This is a genomic window from Paenibacillus sp. QJM3NY_38 (genome assembly GCF_056173265.1).
Window position 1 is genome coordinate 3,723,001 of the sequence record NZ_CM149665.1, and the last position, 17,980, is coordinate 3,740,980.

Genomic DNA, 17,980 nt, shown 5'->3' on the forward strand with positions numbered 1-17,980 from the left:
CGCAGGTTGTCATTTCATCCAGGTTCCCTTTCTTCAGATGTGTCATCTATCGTTTGAAGCATTTGCGGTCGTTTTTTGTTGAAAGCCCATGGTTTTTTTAAGAGGGAACTCATCAGATCTTTGAACGTTAATGGCGATAGGGGAGCTAAGTAAGGAAGTCCGAAGGATTCGAGAACAGAGAGGTATGCGACAAGGCTTAATATGCCAATGAAGAATCCGAGCATACCCAGCAAGGCGGACCAGATGAGCACATAGAGTCGAATAATGCTGACCGTCCCGCTTAGCGTCTGATTGACTAAAGTAAACGTCGCGACCGCGGTCGTTGCAGAGACAACCAGCATGGTTGGTGAAGTAAGGCCCGCACGGATGGCAGCATCACCGATAATGAGACCGCCTAAAACCGCGATGGTTTGACCGACTGCTTTGGGCAGCCTGATGCCAGCCTCTCTGAAAAGCTCGAACATACCCAGCATCAATAAGATCTCCATGGGGGAGGAAAGCGGAAGCCCGAATCTGGAAACAGTGACGGTCGCAAGAAGTAGAAAGGGGAGCTGATCGATGTTATAGCTTGTCAGGGCAATCCAAAATCCCGGTAGCATAATGGCGAGAAAGAGACCCAGCAGCCTGAGAAGCCGTTCAAAGATTACAAAGTAGTAGGGGAAGTAGGAATCTTCAGGCGTTTTTAATAATTCCATCAAATTGCATGGTGCAATTAACGCCATTGGCGAACCATCCACAACTATAACGAAACGTCCTCGAAGCAAACACTCCACTACAAAGTCCGGTCTGCCGATATAGTCCATCAGCGGAAACAGGGAGAGGGTGGAATCGGAAAGAGCCTCCTCCAGTTGGCCGCTGGTTATGAGTGCATCGACATGGATGCCTTTTAATCGCTCTTTAGCCTCGTTGACGACTTCCGGGCGTATGATATCGGAAATATATAGAAGTGAAACTCGGGTCTGGCTGCGATCTCCAATGATCATTTGTTCATTATGGAGTGTGGCCGTGCGCAGCCTTTTTCGGACAAGTGCCACGTTCGTGGTGATATCCTCCGTAAAAGCGTCCCTAGCCCCTTTTATGGCCACCTCGGTATTGGATTCATCAGGCTGTCTATTCGGACGAGCGGCGATATTAATGGAATAACAGCATTTTTCTGTTGTAAAAAACAGGATCATGTGCCCTTCGAACAAAAGCTTTACAACGTCGGCATGCTGGTTAATTTCACTCCATTCCATCGATTTATCCAATTCTCTGGCCAGTGGTTCCCACTCATTGAAGTGCTCCAGCTTTTCTTCCAGATCCGGCAGCACATATTGGGTCATCAGTGTGGGATCAACCATACCTTCGCTGTAGATGAGCAATGCAGGAAACGCACTAACCTTCTTTGCCGGAAAGGATTTGATGACAACGTCTGCGGAAGAGGCAAACATGGAACGCAGGGCATTCTCATCCAATGTATCGAGAGCAGGCTTGCGGCGGTCAACTGCAAACGGAGCTTGTTTCGATTGTTGACGGAACATTCGATTTCGAGGTCTGTGATGTGTCATCGTCTACCCGCCCCCTTTGGTTTTAGGTTTAAATGTTACTAGGATCGCAATGAATAGCGTTAGCACAGACAGGAAGCCAAGGAATGCAGTAGAGTATTTGCCGAGAACGAATAACTCGATTTGTCGATCGATTACCGGTATTAAAGAAAAGACAGTCAGTGCGACACCCACCCCTAACAAATACCAAAGGCGTCGTTTGGATTTTTTAAATGTTATACCATCGGCCATAATAAACAGGAAAAGAGAGATGCGGATTAATGTCCCTGATATCCATTGGTATAGAGCCAGAAAATCGACATGCGTTATATATTTCGTAATGGTGACCAGCATCCACTGTTCGTATGCAGGGTAGCGGGATTCCATCGCGGGAACAGGACCGAATGTGGCGATTGCTCCCATCAATGGTCCTAGCGTCAGCCCGCCGAGAAGAACCGATAAAATAACAATCGAGAGGTAATTCATCTTTCGTTTCATATGATGCTGAAGAAAGATCAGCACAATCATCTCCATGAACCCGCCTCCGGCTACGATCATGCTCTTGAGCATAGGAGTGTAACCTTCAACGAATAGCGGAGTTAACAATGAGTAGTCCTTATATTGAAGATTCGACACAGCTACAAAATGGCCCAATACCCACACAACGGGGAGCAAAATGCCGGATATGATCGCTATCGAGCGAATCCCGTTATTGGCCACATAGACGCATAGCAGAATAATGGTCAGCGAGACGACCGTTTTCGGCGTTTGCGGCAGATAGGTAACCCGAATCCATGTCACTGTTTCTCTTAATATGACTATGGACATCCAAAAAAAGTAGAGTGACATGATGCATATAAATATCCAGCCGATGACCGGACCAAAACCATCTTTGAACCAGGCGAATATCGATTGTTGCTCTGTTCGTTTCATGATAAAAAACAAAATGTAGACCCAGCCTATATGCAGGATCATGGTCAGCAGGGTGCCCATCCATGCGTCACGGCCCGCGTACTGCAGAATAAGCGGAATCAGGATAACATGATTGGTGATACCCAAGGACAACAGCATGATGAAGTAGACCTCAATCAATGATATCTTTTTGCTAGTGGGCATTATACTAATCTCCATATGAGGGAATACATGCTAATCGATATAGTGAGTATTCACCATTTGCCGCATTTTATGTATAAGGGGAGGAGTTTGGTCTCCTGTCGAATGGATGTGGTTTTTGCGATTACCCAAGAAATAATCAGGAGAAATCATCTGGATGCGAGCTACAGAGACTGCGGAAATCGGGTGGGCTGTTGTGTGGAGGGAGAGGAAATGTGCTGGTTACGGAGGCTGCATGGAGATCATGGAGTCGTAATTGCTTCATGAATTAGGAGGTTGATCGCATTTAATTAATGTTATTAATTAAATTAATTAACCACATTAAATGAATACAGCGAATAGTGATTATGATATTAATTAACGGCATTAATTAACCATATTTAATGTCATTAATTACCCCTCCTAAATCCCGTAACCAAGGGGTGGGGAAGGATCTCTATTCCATCATAAAAAAACATCGCAGATCCCAAGAAAATCGGACCTGCGATGCCATTATACGTCTGCCACTTGTTTAACTGGAAATCGTCATTTCTTGATTGGCAAGTTGTAGCTTTCGCGGATCAAGGAGAAATAATGATCGGCGCGAACGACTTTGAAATCTGCCCCGAGCTGTTCGGTCAGCGCCAGCGCATCGGACGGGGTCATGCTCCATGCGAGCATACCGAGCGAGACGAACAACGGTGATTTACCATCCCAATTTGCTTTGGCTTCATTGAGCACCTGCAATCCGTCTTGAACGGTGCTGATCCCCCGGATCGTAGACACGGGCAGGCTGTCGCCGATAATTTCAACCCCGTATTTGTCTTCATAACTAATAAATAAACCAGGTACGTTATATTCCTCCTCATAAGCTTTTGCTTTAAACGGTGATAACGGCACATTTTCGCCATCGATTCGGTTCAGTACATAAGGGATTGTCATTCCTGTCTTTTTCATATACTTCTCGGTTTGCTGCAAAAACTCACGGAAGCTAGCGTCAGGCCATGGACTCGGATAGAAGTAACCGGCACCGGAAGGTCCGGCAATGAGCAAATCGTTCTCTGTTGCCGTGTTTAGATAGTAATTCAATATTGCAGGGGCACCTTCATAGAGCAATGGGCTTGAAGTCCAGTTTATCGGAACCTTGCCTCTGGCCGGGTCATCCCACATGACGCGCATGCGATGCTGGTTATATTGAAAGTTGTCGCCTTCCGTAAAGGTATACGTCACATAAATTTTGTTCTCAAGCGCCGGCTGTGGAGGTGTTTTCGCCAGCTTGAACTTCGGCTTGGTTCCCGAAAAAACGGTCAGATTACTGAACCAATCGGCTGCCAGCACATAGACGCCGTAACGGGAGGCAATCTCGACCGAGCTGAACTCGCCTTCCACATCATTGCTGAACCAGCCGAGGTAAGGGGTGCCCGGTTCCACATCGGACATGATTTTCTCGAAAAGCGCTTTTTGCTCAGGTACATTGGAATCGAGCCAGAATACCATCGCTTTATTGGCAACGGCGTAATCTCTTAAATAGCCATAGGGCTCCTGCTGCTCTGCAGAAGGCGGACGGATATTCCCCGCCGAAACCTTGTACTGGTTCCACATATCGACTTCTGCGGTCAATTTCTCGGTTCCCGCAGGCGGAGTGAATTCATATACAAAATAACTGCCGTTATCGGCAAAGCGGTGACCGCCTTGGCCTTCACTGAACTTGGAGTTTTGCCGATCATAGAGGTAAGACTCTTCTTCTGGCGTTCCTGCGATGAAGCTTGCTATCTCTTTGTCGTCAGCCTTGATCGTAACTTCATGTACCGCGGGTCCCCAGCCATCCTGGGTGAAAGCATCATCAAAGCGCAGATAAACGGACGCTTCTCCCAAGAGGGAGGAGATGTCGAGGTTATAGGTATCACGGTTGCCCGCATCCCGCACCTGCTGCTTCTCTTCCGCAATCGTTACGAACGATTCAGGCATTCCGGAAGGAATACGAATCGCTGTATCCGGATCCAGCCCGATCAGCATCTGATGAGTTGTCTGCTCCCACAGATGCTCATATTGCCAGGTATATGCTTCAAGTCGATTATCGAATTTACCGCGAAGATCGTCCAGGATCTTCAAGTCGAATGGAGCTTTGGACAATTTCTCGGCCAGCTCAGGACTGGCAACGACCGCATTTTTCAAACCTGCGAGCGTGGTGGCGACATTAATCGTATCAGGAACTTCCGGATCATATACAATCATGCCTTTTGCCTCGCTGCGATATGCGGAGAACACATCCCAATAGTCTTCATGAAGCGTGTAAGGAACATTGATATCGTTAAGCCAGGTCAATTTCCCTTCTTCCTGGGATTCAATCAAATAGATTCGGGGCTGTTCCCTGTTTACGATTCCCTGCAAGGTCCCTAACAACAATTTGATGTCACCTGGTGCATCATAAATATCTGCGACGTTCAGATGCTTAGGCTTCTTGAAACTTGGCAGTTCACGATGATTGGAGCCGTCAGTTTGCGCTGACTGTGGATTCGTTTCCGAAGCATAGGCTGCGCCGGCCGTTAATGAAAAAGCACATAGGATAGCTAAACAGAGAATCGTGAATCTACGAGCCATGGCGAATTCACTCCTTGTTATGGACTATGATCAGAATTTAAAGCGTGTGTTCATCCGCAAACATCGATCCTCCTTTTTCGGCCCAATAGCCGGTCAACACTTCGCTTATCAACACATATTTAATATATTCAAGTATGGTTTTACAAGTGGTTCGACAAAACTTCCTATAATTCTTGAAAATCAGGCAAATTAAACAGTGGTATATCAAGAGTTTGTCGTTAGAGACGGTGATCGTCTCATGCTTGTTTATTGCGCTTGTATGTGTAAGGATATATTATATATTTCAAATATCATGAATGAATTGGTGATGTGATTAGAATGAGTGCAAACGATCGAATTCCGTTGTATCAGCAAATCCAGGACTATATCCGACACGTCATAACAACAGAAAATATGAAGCCTGGGGACCGCATTCCGACAGAGAAGGAGCTGATGGATCAGTTTCATGTCAGTAAAATAACGGTTGCCAATGCCCTAACCGGATTAGCGAATGAGAAATTAATTGCCCGGGTGCCGGGTAAAGGCAGTTTTGTAGCAGAGGAGGCCGTTTTCTTAACTGCGGGCCAGTCATCAACTGCGAAGCTTAAGGGAAAAGAGGGGAAGCTGGCCACGGGCATCATTGGCGTGATCATGCCCACCATCCATGATTATTTCGCGATCAGGCTCATTGAGGGAATCCAGGCTGCGTTGAATGACGAAGGTTATCGCAGCATGATCATGCTAACCGACGGCAAGCTGGAAAAAGAAAAGAATGCCATCAAAGAGCTGAAGGCTCTCGGAGCCGAAGGCCTGTTGATTTTCCCGGTCGACGAGGAGAACTACAACGAGGAAATACTGGGTATGAAGCTATCCGGGTTTCCTTTTGTGCTGATTGACCGGTATTTGCCAGGGGTCGAGACGCATTATATTGCCGCTGATGGAAGGCGCGGCACGAGGCTCGCCGTTGAACATCTATGGGAGCTTGGACACCGGGACATCGCCATATGCTCGGATTCTCCCCTGCAAACGGTCACGGTTCAGGAGCGGATCGAAGGGTACATTGATGCATTAAAGGACAAGGAAGCATTAATCAATCCGGCGCATATGATTACGGATTTCAAACCGCTGAGTGTGCTCAAGGATGCCGAAGCTCATCCATTGTACCGATATATCCGAAATCGCATGGTTACCGCCTATATTTCGCTAAACGGAAGATTGGGCGTCCAAATCTATCAGATGGCCAAGCAAGCGGGACTTCGCGTCCCGGAAGACGTTTCGATCGTCAGCTTCGACGATCCGACTTCCATCGTGGAGGAATTCAGCATATTTACCCATGTCAAACAGTTTGAATGGGATATGGGATACCAGGCTGCTGGTAAACTGCTCGAAGTATTGCGCGATCAACGAGAAGTGAGGAGCTACAGCAAATTGCTGATTGAGCCGGAGTTGATCATTCGTCAAACGTCGGGTCATGTTCCACAAACTTAATACTTAGGCTAAGGAAAAGCCCTTTCCGTTAACTAACGGAGAGGGCTTTTTTTATTTCTCACTAAAAAACATATTGAATATATTAATATTATATATTATATTCTAGAAAATGATGGATAACCAAGAAGCAAGAGTGCATCTAACCAGAGCAGGGAGGTTTAGAACGTGCCAAGAGACCGCAGAGAAGAACGAACCGGGTTTCAGGAATCGGCTCCGTATCATCCCGACTATGATCTTCAGACTGACTTTGTGATGGTCTACGGAATTGATGAAACGATGCCGGAGCGCATTCAGAAATGGAAGGACAAAGGATATATCGTCCATCTGATGACAGGAGTCGCATGGGGGACATACAACAACTACCTGGACGGGGAGGTTGACGGCTTATCACATTGGGATGAAGCACAGACCGATCGTCACGGAGAGATGATCCTGCATGGCAAAAAACCGGTTATTCCTTACATGGTGCCGACGATTTCCTTTGGGCGCTATCTGGCGGATCGAATACGCGTCGCGGTTGATGCGGGCGTAGAGGCCATTCATCTGGAAGAGCCCGAATTCTGGGTAAATGGCGGTTATTCGGAAGCATTTAAGCGGGAATGGCTGCTGTATTACAAAGAGCCATGGATTCCACCGCACGCTTCTCCTGACGCGCAATACCGGGCTTCCAAATTGAAAGCGTATTTATACACACGCGTGCTGGACCGATTATGTGCAGAGATGAAGGATTACGCCCTGCATCGTTACGGCCGAGTCCTTCGCTTTTACGTTCCGACTCATTCCCTGATCAATTACACGCAGTGGCGAATTGTCAGCCCGCAATCCGGGCTCGTAGAGCTTCCGTCCATTGACGGGTACATTGCACAGATCTGGACGGGGACATCAAGGACGCCGAATGTGTATGAAGGACTGCGCAAGGAGCGGACGTTTGAAACCGCTTACCTTGAATATGGCGTGATGCAGGAGCTGGTCCGCGGAACCGACAGACGCATGTGGTTCTTGCATGATCTGATTGAAGATAACCCGAACCACACTTGGGCGGATTACAAACAGAACTACTTAAAGACCGTGGTCGCCTCACTGCTGCATCCCGGAGTGGCCCATTACGAAGTTTCACCCTGGCCGCGAAGAATCTTTAAAGGAACTTATCCATCTGAAGACGGCTCGGGTAAGGAATCCATCCCGTCTTACTATGCAACGACGCTGCTCCAGGTCATGCACACGCTGGGCAATATGGACCAGGAAGTGATCGAATCGGCAGAGGATGAGTTGCAGGTTGGCGTTCTTATTGCCGACTCCGCGATGTTTCAGCGGATGAAGCCGGATCCGGAAGCGCCCGATGCCGGTAAATACGACGGTACGGACCCTGAAGGATTTCAGGCGGAAGGGGACACGGAGCTTCTCGATTTTTCCCCTTTTTACGGTCTGTCACTGCCGCTGCTGAAACATGGAATCCCGGTTCGTCCGCTTCAGCTGGATAATGTAAGGCGGTATCCGGGTTATTTGGCTCCATACCGCGTGCTGGTTCTGAGCTATGAGTTCATCAAACCGGAGTATCCGGACATTCATAATGCTCTTGCCCAGTGGGTGCAGGATGGCGGGGCGCTGATCTATGTTGGCGATGACAGCGATCCGTATCACGGCATTCGTTCATGGTGGAACAATGACCGCAAGGATGAACCGTTTGGCTCGAAGTATAACTCGCCGCGGGAGCATCTGTTTGAGCAGCTTGGCCTGAAGGGGAAAGCGGAAGGCATCCATCCGGCAGGAAAAGGCGTCGTGTGCTGGTTGGATCAGCATCCGGCTGAACTCACCCTATCCAAAGCGGGGGCAGACCGGCTGCGGCACGCCGTCCAAGCCACGCTGGAAGCACATCACGGCGCAGAACGACCGTGGAATCCCAAACATTATTTCAAACTCAAGCGAGGCCCTTATCTGATCGTTTCGGTTCTGGAGGAATCGATCTCCGCTGAGCCGTTGAACATCTCGGGCCCGATTGTGGACTTGTTCGATTCGAAGCTATCCGTTCTGGATCAGGTTACGTTAAGCCCCGGGAAACAAGCGCTCCTCTATGATGTTGAGGCCGGACGTCCTTTGGACGGCAAGGTATCGCTCATTGCCGCTTCCTCCCGAATCGAGGATCTTGTCCAGACGGAATCAGGCTTCCGATTCATTGCGAAAGGGCCGTCCAATCTGCAGGCAAGCGCGAGATTGTATTGCCCAACAGAGCCGATATCTGTTCAATACGTTATTCAGGGTCAAGTCGTACCTGCTGGATGGGTATGGGATCCGCAGTCGCTAACCGTGCTGCTGCAGTATGAACATGGCGGCGTGAACCATGCAGAGATCCAGGTGGATTGGACAGCAAGGAAAGCGAAGTTCATATGTGAATCTGCAGCCGATTGACGCACTAGAGAGGAGCAAATCATCATGCCATACGAACCGATAAGGCCGGAACGGTTAAAACAAATGTTAAACCAGCTTCGGGAAGCGATATATGAGCCGGTTGCCGAGTTGGAAGTGAAGGCATGGGTTACGCCCGAGCCCGTATCGTTCATGGATCGAATGACGGGTGCGCCAATGACGCTTGTCCATGGAGAACGATGGGGCAACCTGTGGGACTGTGCCTGGTTCCGATTTACCGGCAGCCTTCCGGAAAATAGCCGTAAGGAAGACCACGTTCTTTTACTGGACATTAACGGCGAGTTGTGTCTGGTGGACCGGGAAGGATCGCCGGTCCAGGGATTGACTACCGTGAATTCGGAATTCGATTTTTCATTAGGACTCCCCGGCAAGCGTGTTGTCCGGCTTCATGACATGTACATGAGCGGATCTGACATTGAAGTATGGGCAGATGCAGGCAATAACGATCTCTTCGGCAAATACCAGGGAGGTACTTTGAAAGAGGCTGTCATCGCAGTCTGCCGGGAAGACATTCGAGGCCTCTATTACGATGTCGAAGTCCTCTTGGAAGCTGCCGAGCAGCTTCCTGCCGGAACCGCGCGCAAAGAGAGAATCTATCAGGCCCTCTATGACGAATCACTGAAGTTAACAGAATTCTCGCCGGAGCAGGTCAATCAAGCGAAGAAGCAATTGGGTAAACAATTAAGCTTGCAAGGGGGCGATCCGGTCTTAACGATCAGCGCGGTGGGTCATGCTCATATCGATCTGGCCTGGTTGTGGCCCATTCGCGAAACGATCCGAAAAGGCGCCAGGACGTTCTCGACCGCGCTTCGCATGATGGAACGCTATCCGGAGTATGTATTCGGCGCAAGCCAGCCCCAGCTTTACGACTGGATGAAGCAGCATTATCCCGCGCTATATGAACAGATCAAGGAGCGGGTACGTGAAGGCAGATGGGAACCGCAGGGGGCCATGTGGGTGGAGTCGGATACCAATGTGCCGGGCGGCGAATCTCTGGTGCGCCAAATCCTGTACGGCAAGCGGTACTTTCAGCAGGAATTCGGTTTGGAGATGAAATCGCTCTGGATGCCGGATGTTTTCGGATACTCCGCCAGCCTGCCGCAGCTGCTCAAGAAGTCGGGCGTGGATTACATGATGACCCAGAAGCTCTCCTGGAGCGAATATAACCGGCACCCTCACCATTCCTTTCTATGGGAAGGGATTGACGGCTCCGCCGTATTAACGCATATGCCGCCTGAAGATACCTACAACAGCCCGGCAGCCCCGCGTTCCATCGCCAAAGCGGAGCGGGAATATTTAGATAAAAATGTATCCAGTCATGCCCTGATGCTCTTCGGCATTGGGGACGGCGGCGGCGGTCCTGGTGAAGAGCATTTGGAGCGGCTTGCACGCGAGAAGAACCTGCTCGGACTGTCCCCCGTCATACAGGAGCCCTCGTGGAAGTTCTTTGAGCGATTGAACGAAGAACGCGATTCATTCCAGACGTGGCGCGGTGAGCTTTATCTGGAAAAGCATCAAGGCACCCTGACCAGTCAGGCGCGAAGCAAGCTGTACAACCGGAAGATGGAGAAAGCGCTGCGCGAGCTGGAGTTTGCTTCCGTGCTGGCTGCCCGGTTAGGCAGGACATACCCTTCCGAGACGCTGGAGACGATCTGGAAAGAAGTTCTGCTGTATCAATTCCACGACATTCTTCCGGGCTCTTCCATTAAGCGGGTATACGATGAATCGTTAGTACGGTATAAAGAGCTGCTATCAAACACGGAAGCTATGATTGCCGAGACCTATCGTTATCTGGCAGACCACATTTCACACGATGCCAAAGCTTCTCCCGGAATCGTCGTATTTAATTCGCTGCCATGGGAACGCCGGGAGTGGCTGCGCGCGCATGGAAGATGGCATCACGTTGTGGTTCCATCGATGGGCTACACTGTCATATCGAATGACGCCGATGCCGGAGCAGAAGATGAAGTAGCGTCAGGCATTGAAATGCTTTTGGAAACACCAGAAGCGGAATTAGACCTTACAGTTTCCGAGCGAAGCCTGGAGAACGACAAACTGATCGTGAAGTTTGACCAAAACGGGGGCATTCTATCGATTCTGGATAAGGCGGAAGCTCGCGAAGTCATTCAGCAAGGCCGCTCAGGTAACGATCTTCGCGTGTATCATGACGACGGGGATGCATGGGATTTCCGTCATGACTATTCGGCGAATCCGGGCAAGCCGTTAAATCTCCTTCACATTCAGGAGCTGCGGGACGGTCCGCGAATCGGACTGGTCTTCGAGTACGCTTATGGGGAATCTACGCTGACCCAGACCGTTGTGCTGACGCAGAGCAGCCGGCGCATCGATTTCGAGACGGACGTCGATTGGAGAGAGAACGGCAGGATGTTAAGAACGTCGTTCCCCGTTAATATACGCACGGATCAGGTCCACTGCGAAATCCAGTTCGGCAGCTTGAGCAGGCCGACCCACCGCAATACGATGTGGGATTTTGCGAAGGACGAGATTTGTGCTCATCAATGGATTGATTTATCGGAGCCGGATTATGGGGTCGCGCTGCTCAATGATTGCAAATACGGCCATCGGGCGATCCATAACGTGCTGGATCTGCATTTGCTTCGCAGCAGCTCTTATCCGGATCCGAATGCAGACCGTGCGGAGCACCGATTCACATATTCGGTATACCCGCACCAAGGGAACCATGTGCAAGCCGAAATCTATCGACGCGGCAATGAGCTGAACATCCCGCTTCGTACGATTTCCTTGGCTTCCATGCCTGACCAAGCGGCAGGAAAGCTCCCGTCATCCCAAACATTTCTGCGGCCGGATCATCCGAACATTATGGTGGAATCGGTCAAGAAAGCCGAGGATGGCGACGACATCGTGGTTCGTCTGTATGAAACATCGGGAACACATGTCAGCACGACACTTCATTGTGGATTTGGAGCAGCCGAAGCGTGGACTACGGATCTGATGGAAAACATCCTTACAGCGCTGCCGCTTGGCGAAGCATCCAACCAGATTGCGCTATCCTTTACGCCATTTGAAATCATAACGCTGCGTTTGAGATTATAGCTTGAATAACCCGGGGCGGCCCGTCCGCCCCACTGAAAGGAGAGGTTGGAATGTGAACAAGTCACGATGGACAAGCAACCGAGTATTCAAACGAATTTGGCAGCACAAGCTCTTTTACTTGTTCATGCTGCCAGGCATCGTCTGGTTTTTTCTATTCTCTTACGTGCCCTTATACGGAATTCAAGTTGCTTTCCGAGACTATACCTTCGTCGGCGGCTTCACCGGGAGTCCCTGGGCAGGATTCAAGTACTTTGAACAATTCTTCAATTACTATCAATCTGGTGACATCATTCGCAACACGGTCATCATCAGTCTCATGAAGCTGCTGATCGGATTTCCGATGCCGATCATTCTTGCGCTCCTATTAAATGAAGTTCGGAAGATGAAATTCAAGAAGACGATTCAAACGCTTTCTTATTTACCTTATTTCGTATCCTGGATCGTGGTTGTCACGCTGATGCAGCGTTTACTGACTCCATATGGCGGTCCGGTCAATGACTTGCTGGGATCATTTGGGGTCGAATCGATCCAGTTCCTGAACAATCCTACCTGGTTCTATCAGATGATTGTCGGGTCCGATATCTGGAAGAACATCGGCTGGAATTCGATTATCTTCATGGCCGCCATTGCGGGTATCGATCAGCAGCTCTACGAAGCCGCCAAGATCGATGGCGCAGGACGCTTCAAGCAGATGTGGCATGTGACACTGCCTGGTATCCGCAACGTGGCCATCATCTTATTTATTCTCGCTGTGGGAAATCTGATGAGCGCCGGGTATGAACAGCTCCTTCTCTTGAATGGTCCTGCGACTGCCAGTATGGGCAGCGTGCTGGACGTGCACGCCATCAATTCCGGTATCCGGGAAGGGCGTCTCAGTTACGCCGCTGCAGTCGGGCTATTCCAAAGCATTATCGGGCTCATCCTGGTTCTGACCGTCAATCGCATCGCCCGCAAAGTCAGTGATGTATCCCTGTTCTAAGGAGGTGACGTAATGAAACGTAAATGGTCTTTTTTCTCGATGTTCAATTACACCGTTCTCGCCATCATCGGATTTTCGATGATCTATCCGTTTATTTACATTTTGGCGTATTCCCTTAACGACGGGAAGGATTCGATGATGGGGGCGATTTATTTTTTGCCCCGTAAATTCACGCTGGAGAACTACGCCCAGGTATTCGATAACGCCCGCATCTGGAAGGCGTACCAAATTACGCTCATGCGCACCGTGCTGGGTACATTCCTGCATGTTGTGCTGTGTACGCTCATGGCCTACGCGCTTTCCAAAAAGACATTGCCGGGCCGCTCCTTTTTCACCTTTTACATCTTTTTGCCGACGATTTTCAGTGCCGGGTTCATCCCGTTCTTCATCACGCTGCAAAAGCTGCATCTGATCAACAGCTTCTGGGTGTATGTGCTGCCGATGCTGTTCAATTTCATGCATATCGTCATCATCCGAACCTTCCTGCAAGGCATACCCGAGGAGTTGGAGGAGTCTGCCCGCATTGACGGGTACGGCGATTTTCAAATCTTCGTGCGGATTATACTGCCGCTATCGGGCCCGGTGCTTGCCACCATCTCCTTGTTCATCGGGGTGGCCCATTGGAATGATTGGTTCTCGGGTGCTTACTACGTATCCAACAAAGATTTGATACCGGTGCAGACCCTTTTACAAGAAATGCTGACGGAAGCTGAAGCGCTGTCGAATTCGATGCAGCGAGCCGCGCAGCAGGGCGGACAGACGATTGGCGGAACCAGCGGTGCTGGCGCGACGCCTGAATCGCTCCGGATGGCCTTGCTTGTCATTACGGTCTTCCCGATCTTGTGCATTTATCCGTTCCTGCAGCGATATTTCGTAAAGGGGGTTATGATCGGTTCAGTTAAAGGTTAGGTCATCCTGACCCGGAATTTGTCCAAAGCTTTACCAAGATCATTGATATCCATATTCCAGGAGGCGATTGGTTTGAAGAGGATTTGGTCGAAAGGCGTATCCGCATTGCTCGTGTCCATCATGGTTGGAGGTTTGCTGATCAGCTGCACGAATTCATCAGGGAACGGAGATAACGGAGAAGGGGCAGAAGGAGAGAATTCATACAAACTCAAAATACTACACAATTGGAATGGTTCCAACGGTTCTGATGCCATAACGCCCGTGGAGGAAGTCATCAAGGAGAAAACCGGTGTTACCCTCGAGTGGGAATATACAAAAGGCAGTGAGACGGAGAAGGTTAACCAGATCTTCGCCACGCAGGATTTGCCGGACATTTATACCGGGCCAGCCTGGGGCGGGGAACTGGATGGCATCATTAAGGCTGCCAAAGAGGGACAATTGGTAGATATATCGGACAAGCTGAAGGATTATCCGAACTTGTCCAAATCGATTGCGGAAGAAAATGTGCCGCCGGCATTATATGAGAAAGCGATAGACGCCTACGACGGCAAAAAATATTTGCTGCTGCAAAATCAGCCGGCCACGAACGAAGACGGCATGGATTGGCTTTATGGTTTCTATGTGCGCAAAGACATCGCCGAGAAAGTCGGCGTCGATCCGCAATCCGTTGTGACGAAGGAGGATTTCTACAACTTCCTCAAAAAAATCAAGGATGCCAATCTGCAGGAGAACGGCCAGCCGGTCTTTCCTCTGGGCGGTTTCAGTAACGGCTGGGCCGTTGGCATCGGCAACACCATGTTTTATTCCGGAGCGAGTTACGTCGACAAAGGCGACGGCACGGTTGAACATAACTTCTTCACCAAGGGTTATGAAGAATACACGCTGTTTTATCGTAAGCTGGTTGAAGAGGGGCTGATGGATCCTGAAGCCTTCACCCAGACAGACCCGATTGCCAAGGAAAAAATCAATCAAGGCCGCATTGCCATCCTGGCTGCGCACTATCCGGCCATCCTGGATGCTTCCAAGGAGTATGTCTCTTCGCATCCGGGCAGCGACTACATTCCTCTCGGCCCGTTGGAGCGCGCTGACGTTGAGCCGGACAGGCCTGTTGATCTGGGGATTCAGGGAAATAACGTAACGGCGATCACGAAGAACTGCAAAGGCGCTTGCGTTGACGCTGCATTGAAGTTCCTGGATTTCATGGCTTCCGACGAAGGCTTTATGCTGGCCCGGTACGGTGTGCAGGGCGTTCATTGGGACATGAAGGACGGCAAGCCGGTCGCCAATCAGGAATGGTTTGACAAATTCAGCACGGACACCAACATGAAGCTGCGGAAGAATGAAGGCATCAGCATCGGTCTGGAATCGCTGACAGGGCTTGACCGCATCAATTCCGCTGCGGGAGGAGACATCTGGGCGGAACAAGAAAGGCTTGAAGCGATGGAGAACGCTCGCAAAATCCTCCGTCCGAACGGCATTCACGTAATTACAGCTTATAACCCGGGTGATGTTATCACGAAGGCGCCGGAATGGGAAATGCTGAAGCCATCGATGGATCGAATGGGAGATGCGTGGAAGGAAGCGGTATTTGCCAAATCGGATGAAGCGGCGATGAGCATTATCAATGAACTACGGGAACAGCTCCGCAAAACCGGATATGAGAAAGCGATGCAGTTCACGAACGAAAATCTGAAGGGGAAAGACGTGGTAACCGTTCAGATGCCGAACTGATGACTTCCATCGTCAAGGGAGCCCGGTAAAACGAAAGGCTTCGCAGCACCTTGGCCATCAAGGGGGCGGAGCCTTTTGCTGCTCTCCTTGGTTTTTGTTTCCCCATCACAAGGATATAGAAGGCATCGTCAAGAATAAACAAGACATGAAGGAGTTGATGTCAGATGACAACAAAATTCAGACCTCCATCCGTACCGCTGGTTACCGTAGATCCTTACTTCAGCGTCTGGTCCGCGGCGGATCATCTCTACGATGATCATACTCGGCATTGGACGAACAAGATCCAAGGTATGGTCGGCCTTGCGATCATCGATGGCTTGCCCAGACGATTTATGGGGAGGGTAGCAGCAACGGATTCAGCAGAACGTCCCGAGCTTGAAGTTCTCCAGCAAACCGATTTGACGGTTGAGCCGGTTACTACCCGTTATACGTTCCAAGGGGAAGGCATTGAGCTTCAAGTTGAGTTCACCACGCCTTTATTACTGAATGATCTTGATCTGTTATCCCGGCCCGTAACGTATGTGACAGTTCAGGTTCGTTCGAAGGATGGGCGCGAACATGATGTGAAGCTCTACTTCGATGTTACAGGCGAATGGTGCGTAAATACACCGGATCAGCAAGTGACCTGGGAGCATCGCGTTATCGATGGACAATTGAATATGATGGCGGTGGGTACTGTCGAACAGCCGATCCTGCAGCTTGCCGGAGATGATACCCGAATCGATTGGGGGTATATGGTGCTGGCGGTTCCCCGTACGGAACGCATCCAGACGGTGATTCATTCTGTGTCAAGCCGTGAGTTATATGTACGAACCGGTCAATTACCCCCGGAAGATGATCAGCAGAAGCCGCGGGCCGTATCCAATCATACCCCCGTTATGGCAGTCGAAATTGATCTGGGCCCAGTACGGGATGAATGGGAATCTGAGTATCTGATGCTTGCGTATGATGATATTCATGCCATCGAATATTTTAACCAGCCGCTGGATGCTTACTGGAAGCGAAACGGATTGACGTTCCATGACATGCTGTTACAGTCCGCCGCCCAATATGAAGTCGTCATGCAGCAATGCGAGAGCTTCAATCGCGAGCTGATGACGGAGAGCCTTGCCGCAGGCGGTGAAAAATACCGGGATATCTTGGCCTTGACGTATCGACAGGCGGTAGCCGCGCATAAATTGGTTGCCGATGAAGCGGGGCATGTGTTGTTTTTTTCCAAGGAGAATTTCAGCAACGGATGCATCGCTACGGTCGATGTCAGTTATCCGTCGATTCCATTGTTCCTGAGATACAATCCTGAACTGGTCAAGGGGATGATGCGTCCGATTTATAAGTATGCCATGAGCCCTGATTGGCCGTTCGATTTTGCGCCTCATGACGTGGGAACATACCCCAGAGCCAACGGGCAGGTGTATGGCGAGAACAAGCTGGAATACCAGATGCCGATCGAGGAATGCGGGAATATGCTCCTAATGGCTGCCGCGGTATGCAAATATGAAGGGAATACGGATTTTGCCCGGGAGCACTGGGAACCTCTTACTTCTTGGGCGGGATATCTACTACAGCATGGACTCGATCCGGACAATCAGCTGTGCACGGATGATTTTGCCGGACATTTAGCGCATAATGCGAATTTGTCCATTAAAGCGATCTTGGGCATTGCCGCATATTCGTACATGTGCGACCTTCTGGGCTTACAGGAAGGGGCCTCTTATCTTGCAGCCGCTCGGAATATGGCGAATGAGTGGATATCCATGGCCGATGCAGGTGATCATTATAAGCTTACGTTCGACAGCGCAAACGATACCTGGAGCATGAAATACAATCTGGTGTGGGATCGCCTGCTGGAATTAAACCTGTTTCCAAAAGAAGTTGCCGCTCAAGAGCTGGAATATTATAAGTTGAGACAGAATCGCTACGGCCTTCCGCTGGATAGCCGCGATACGTATACAAAAGCGGATTGGCTTGTATGGTGTGCCTCCATGAGTGCCGAGCAATCCCAGTTTGAAGCCATGATTGCGCCCTTATGGGATTTCATGAATGAAACCTCCGCTCGCGTTCCGGTGACCGATTGGTATGACACGCTTAGCGGCAAACAGATGAACTTCCAGAATCGCTCCGTTGTCGGTGGGTTTTTCATCCAGTTGCTTATGTCCCGGTCTGAATTAAATTCGTGATA

The 17,980-nt window shown here is 49.9% G+C and carries 10 protein-coding genes; 7 read left to right on the plus strand and 3 right to left on the minus strand.

Annotation, left to right across the window (positions count from 1 at the left end):
- Positions 1-14: 14 nt before the first annotated feature.
- From AC0VZ8_RS17125 to AC0VZ8_RS17135, 3 genes are all read right to left on the minus strand, one after another.
- Positions 15-1,547 (minus strand): spore germination protein, encoded by a 1,533-nt coding sequence (locus AC0VZ8_RS17125; protein ID WP_475483784.1) that lies wholly within the window; start codon positions 1,545-1,547, stop codon positions 15-17.
- 3 nt (positions 1,548-1,550) lie between these two features.
- A complete protein-coding gene (locus tag AC0VZ8_RS17130; protein ID WP_475483785.1) occupies positions 1,551-2,639 on the minus strand; it encodes a GerAB/ArcD/ProY family transporter in 1,089 nt (362 codons plus the stop codon).
- Between the two features lie 522 nt (positions 2,640-3,161).
- A complete protein-coding gene (locus AC0VZ8_RS17135; protein ID WP_475483786.1) occupies positions 3,162-5,216 on the minus strand; it encodes a GxGYxYP domain-containing protein in 2,055 nt (684 codons plus the stop codon).
- A gap of 318 nt (positions 5,217-5,534) precedes the next feature.
- Between AC0VZ8_RS17135 and AC0VZ8_RS17140 the strand changes: the two genes are divergently transcribed.
- From AC0VZ8_RS17140 to AC0VZ8_RS17170, 7 genes are all read left to right on the plus strand, one after another.
- A complete protein-coding gene (locus AC0VZ8_RS17140) occupies positions 5,535-6,683 on the plus strand; it encodes a GntR family transcriptional regulator (protein WP_475483787.1) in 1,149 nt (382 codons plus the stop codon).
- Between the two features lie 165 nt (positions 6,684-6,848).
- Positions 6,849-9,089, plus strand: coding sequence for a hypothetical protein (locus AC0VZ8_RS17145; protein WP_475483788.1), 2,241 nt, complete (start codon positions 6,849-6,851; stop codon positions 9,087-9,089).
- A gap of 24 nt (positions 9,090-9,113) precedes the next feature.
- Complete coding sequence (locus tag AC0VZ8_RS17150; RefSeq protein WP_475483789.1) at positions 9,114-12,182, plus strand: alpha-mannosidase; 3,069 nt, start codon at positions 9,114-9,116, stop codon at positions 12,180-12,182.
- 52 nt (positions 12,183-12,234) lie between these two features.
- Complete coding sequence (locus tag AC0VZ8_RS17155; protein WP_475483790.1) at positions 12,235-13,161, plus strand: ABC transporter permease; 927 nt, start codon at positions 12,235-12,237, stop codon at positions 13,159-13,161.
- 12 nt (positions 13,162-13,173) lie between these two features.
- A complete protein-coding gene (locus tag AC0VZ8_RS17160) occupies positions 13,174-14,070 on the plus strand; it encodes a carbohydrate ABC transporter permease (protein ID WP_071220677.1) in 897 nt (298 codons plus the stop codon).
- 72 nt (positions 14,071-14,142) lie between these two features.
- Entirely contained in the window at positions 14,143-15,801 is a 1,659-nt protein-coding gene (locus AC0VZ8_RS17165) for an extracellular solute-binding protein (protein WP_194542580.1), read from the plus strand.
- Between the two features lie 164 nt (positions 15,802-15,965).
- A complete protein-coding gene (locus AC0VZ8_RS17170) occupies positions 15,966-17,978 on the plus strand; it encodes a glutaminase family protein (protein ID WP_475483791.1) in 2,013 nt (670 codons plus the stop codon).
- Positions 17,979-17,980: the final 2 nt, after the last annotated feature.

Excerpts from the sequence above, each read along its gene's own strand:
- AC0VZ8_RS17125 (WP_475483784.1), bottom strand. The coding sequence starts at position 1,547 with ATGACACATCACAGACCTCGAAATCGAATGTTCCGTCAACAATCGAAA.
- AC0VZ8_RS17130 (WP_475483785.1), bottom strand. The coding sequence starts at position 2,639 with ATGCCCACTAGCAAAAAGATATCATTGATTGAGGTCTACTTCATCATG.
- AC0VZ8_RS17140 (WP_475483787.1), top strand. The coding sequence starts at position 5,535 with ATGAGTGCAAACGATCGAATTCCGTTGTATCAGCAAATCCAGGACTAT.
- AC0VZ8_RS17160 (WP_071220677.1), top strand. The coding sequence starts at position 13,174 with ATGAAACGTAAATGGTCTTTTTTCTCGATGTTCAATTACACCGTTCTC.
- AC0VZ8_RS17135 (WP_475483786.1), bottom strand. The coding sequence starts at position 5,216 with ATGGCTCGTAGATTCACGATTCTCTGTTTAGCTATCCTATGTGCTTTT.
- AC0VZ8_RS17170 (WP_475483791.1), top strand. The coding sequence starts at position 15,966 with ATGACAACAAAATTCAGACCTCCATCCGTACCGCTGGTTACCGTAGAT.
- AC0VZ8_RS17150 (WP_475483789.1), top strand. The coding sequence starts at position 9,114 with ATGCCATACGAACCGATAAGGCCGGAACGGTTAAAACAAATGTTAAAC.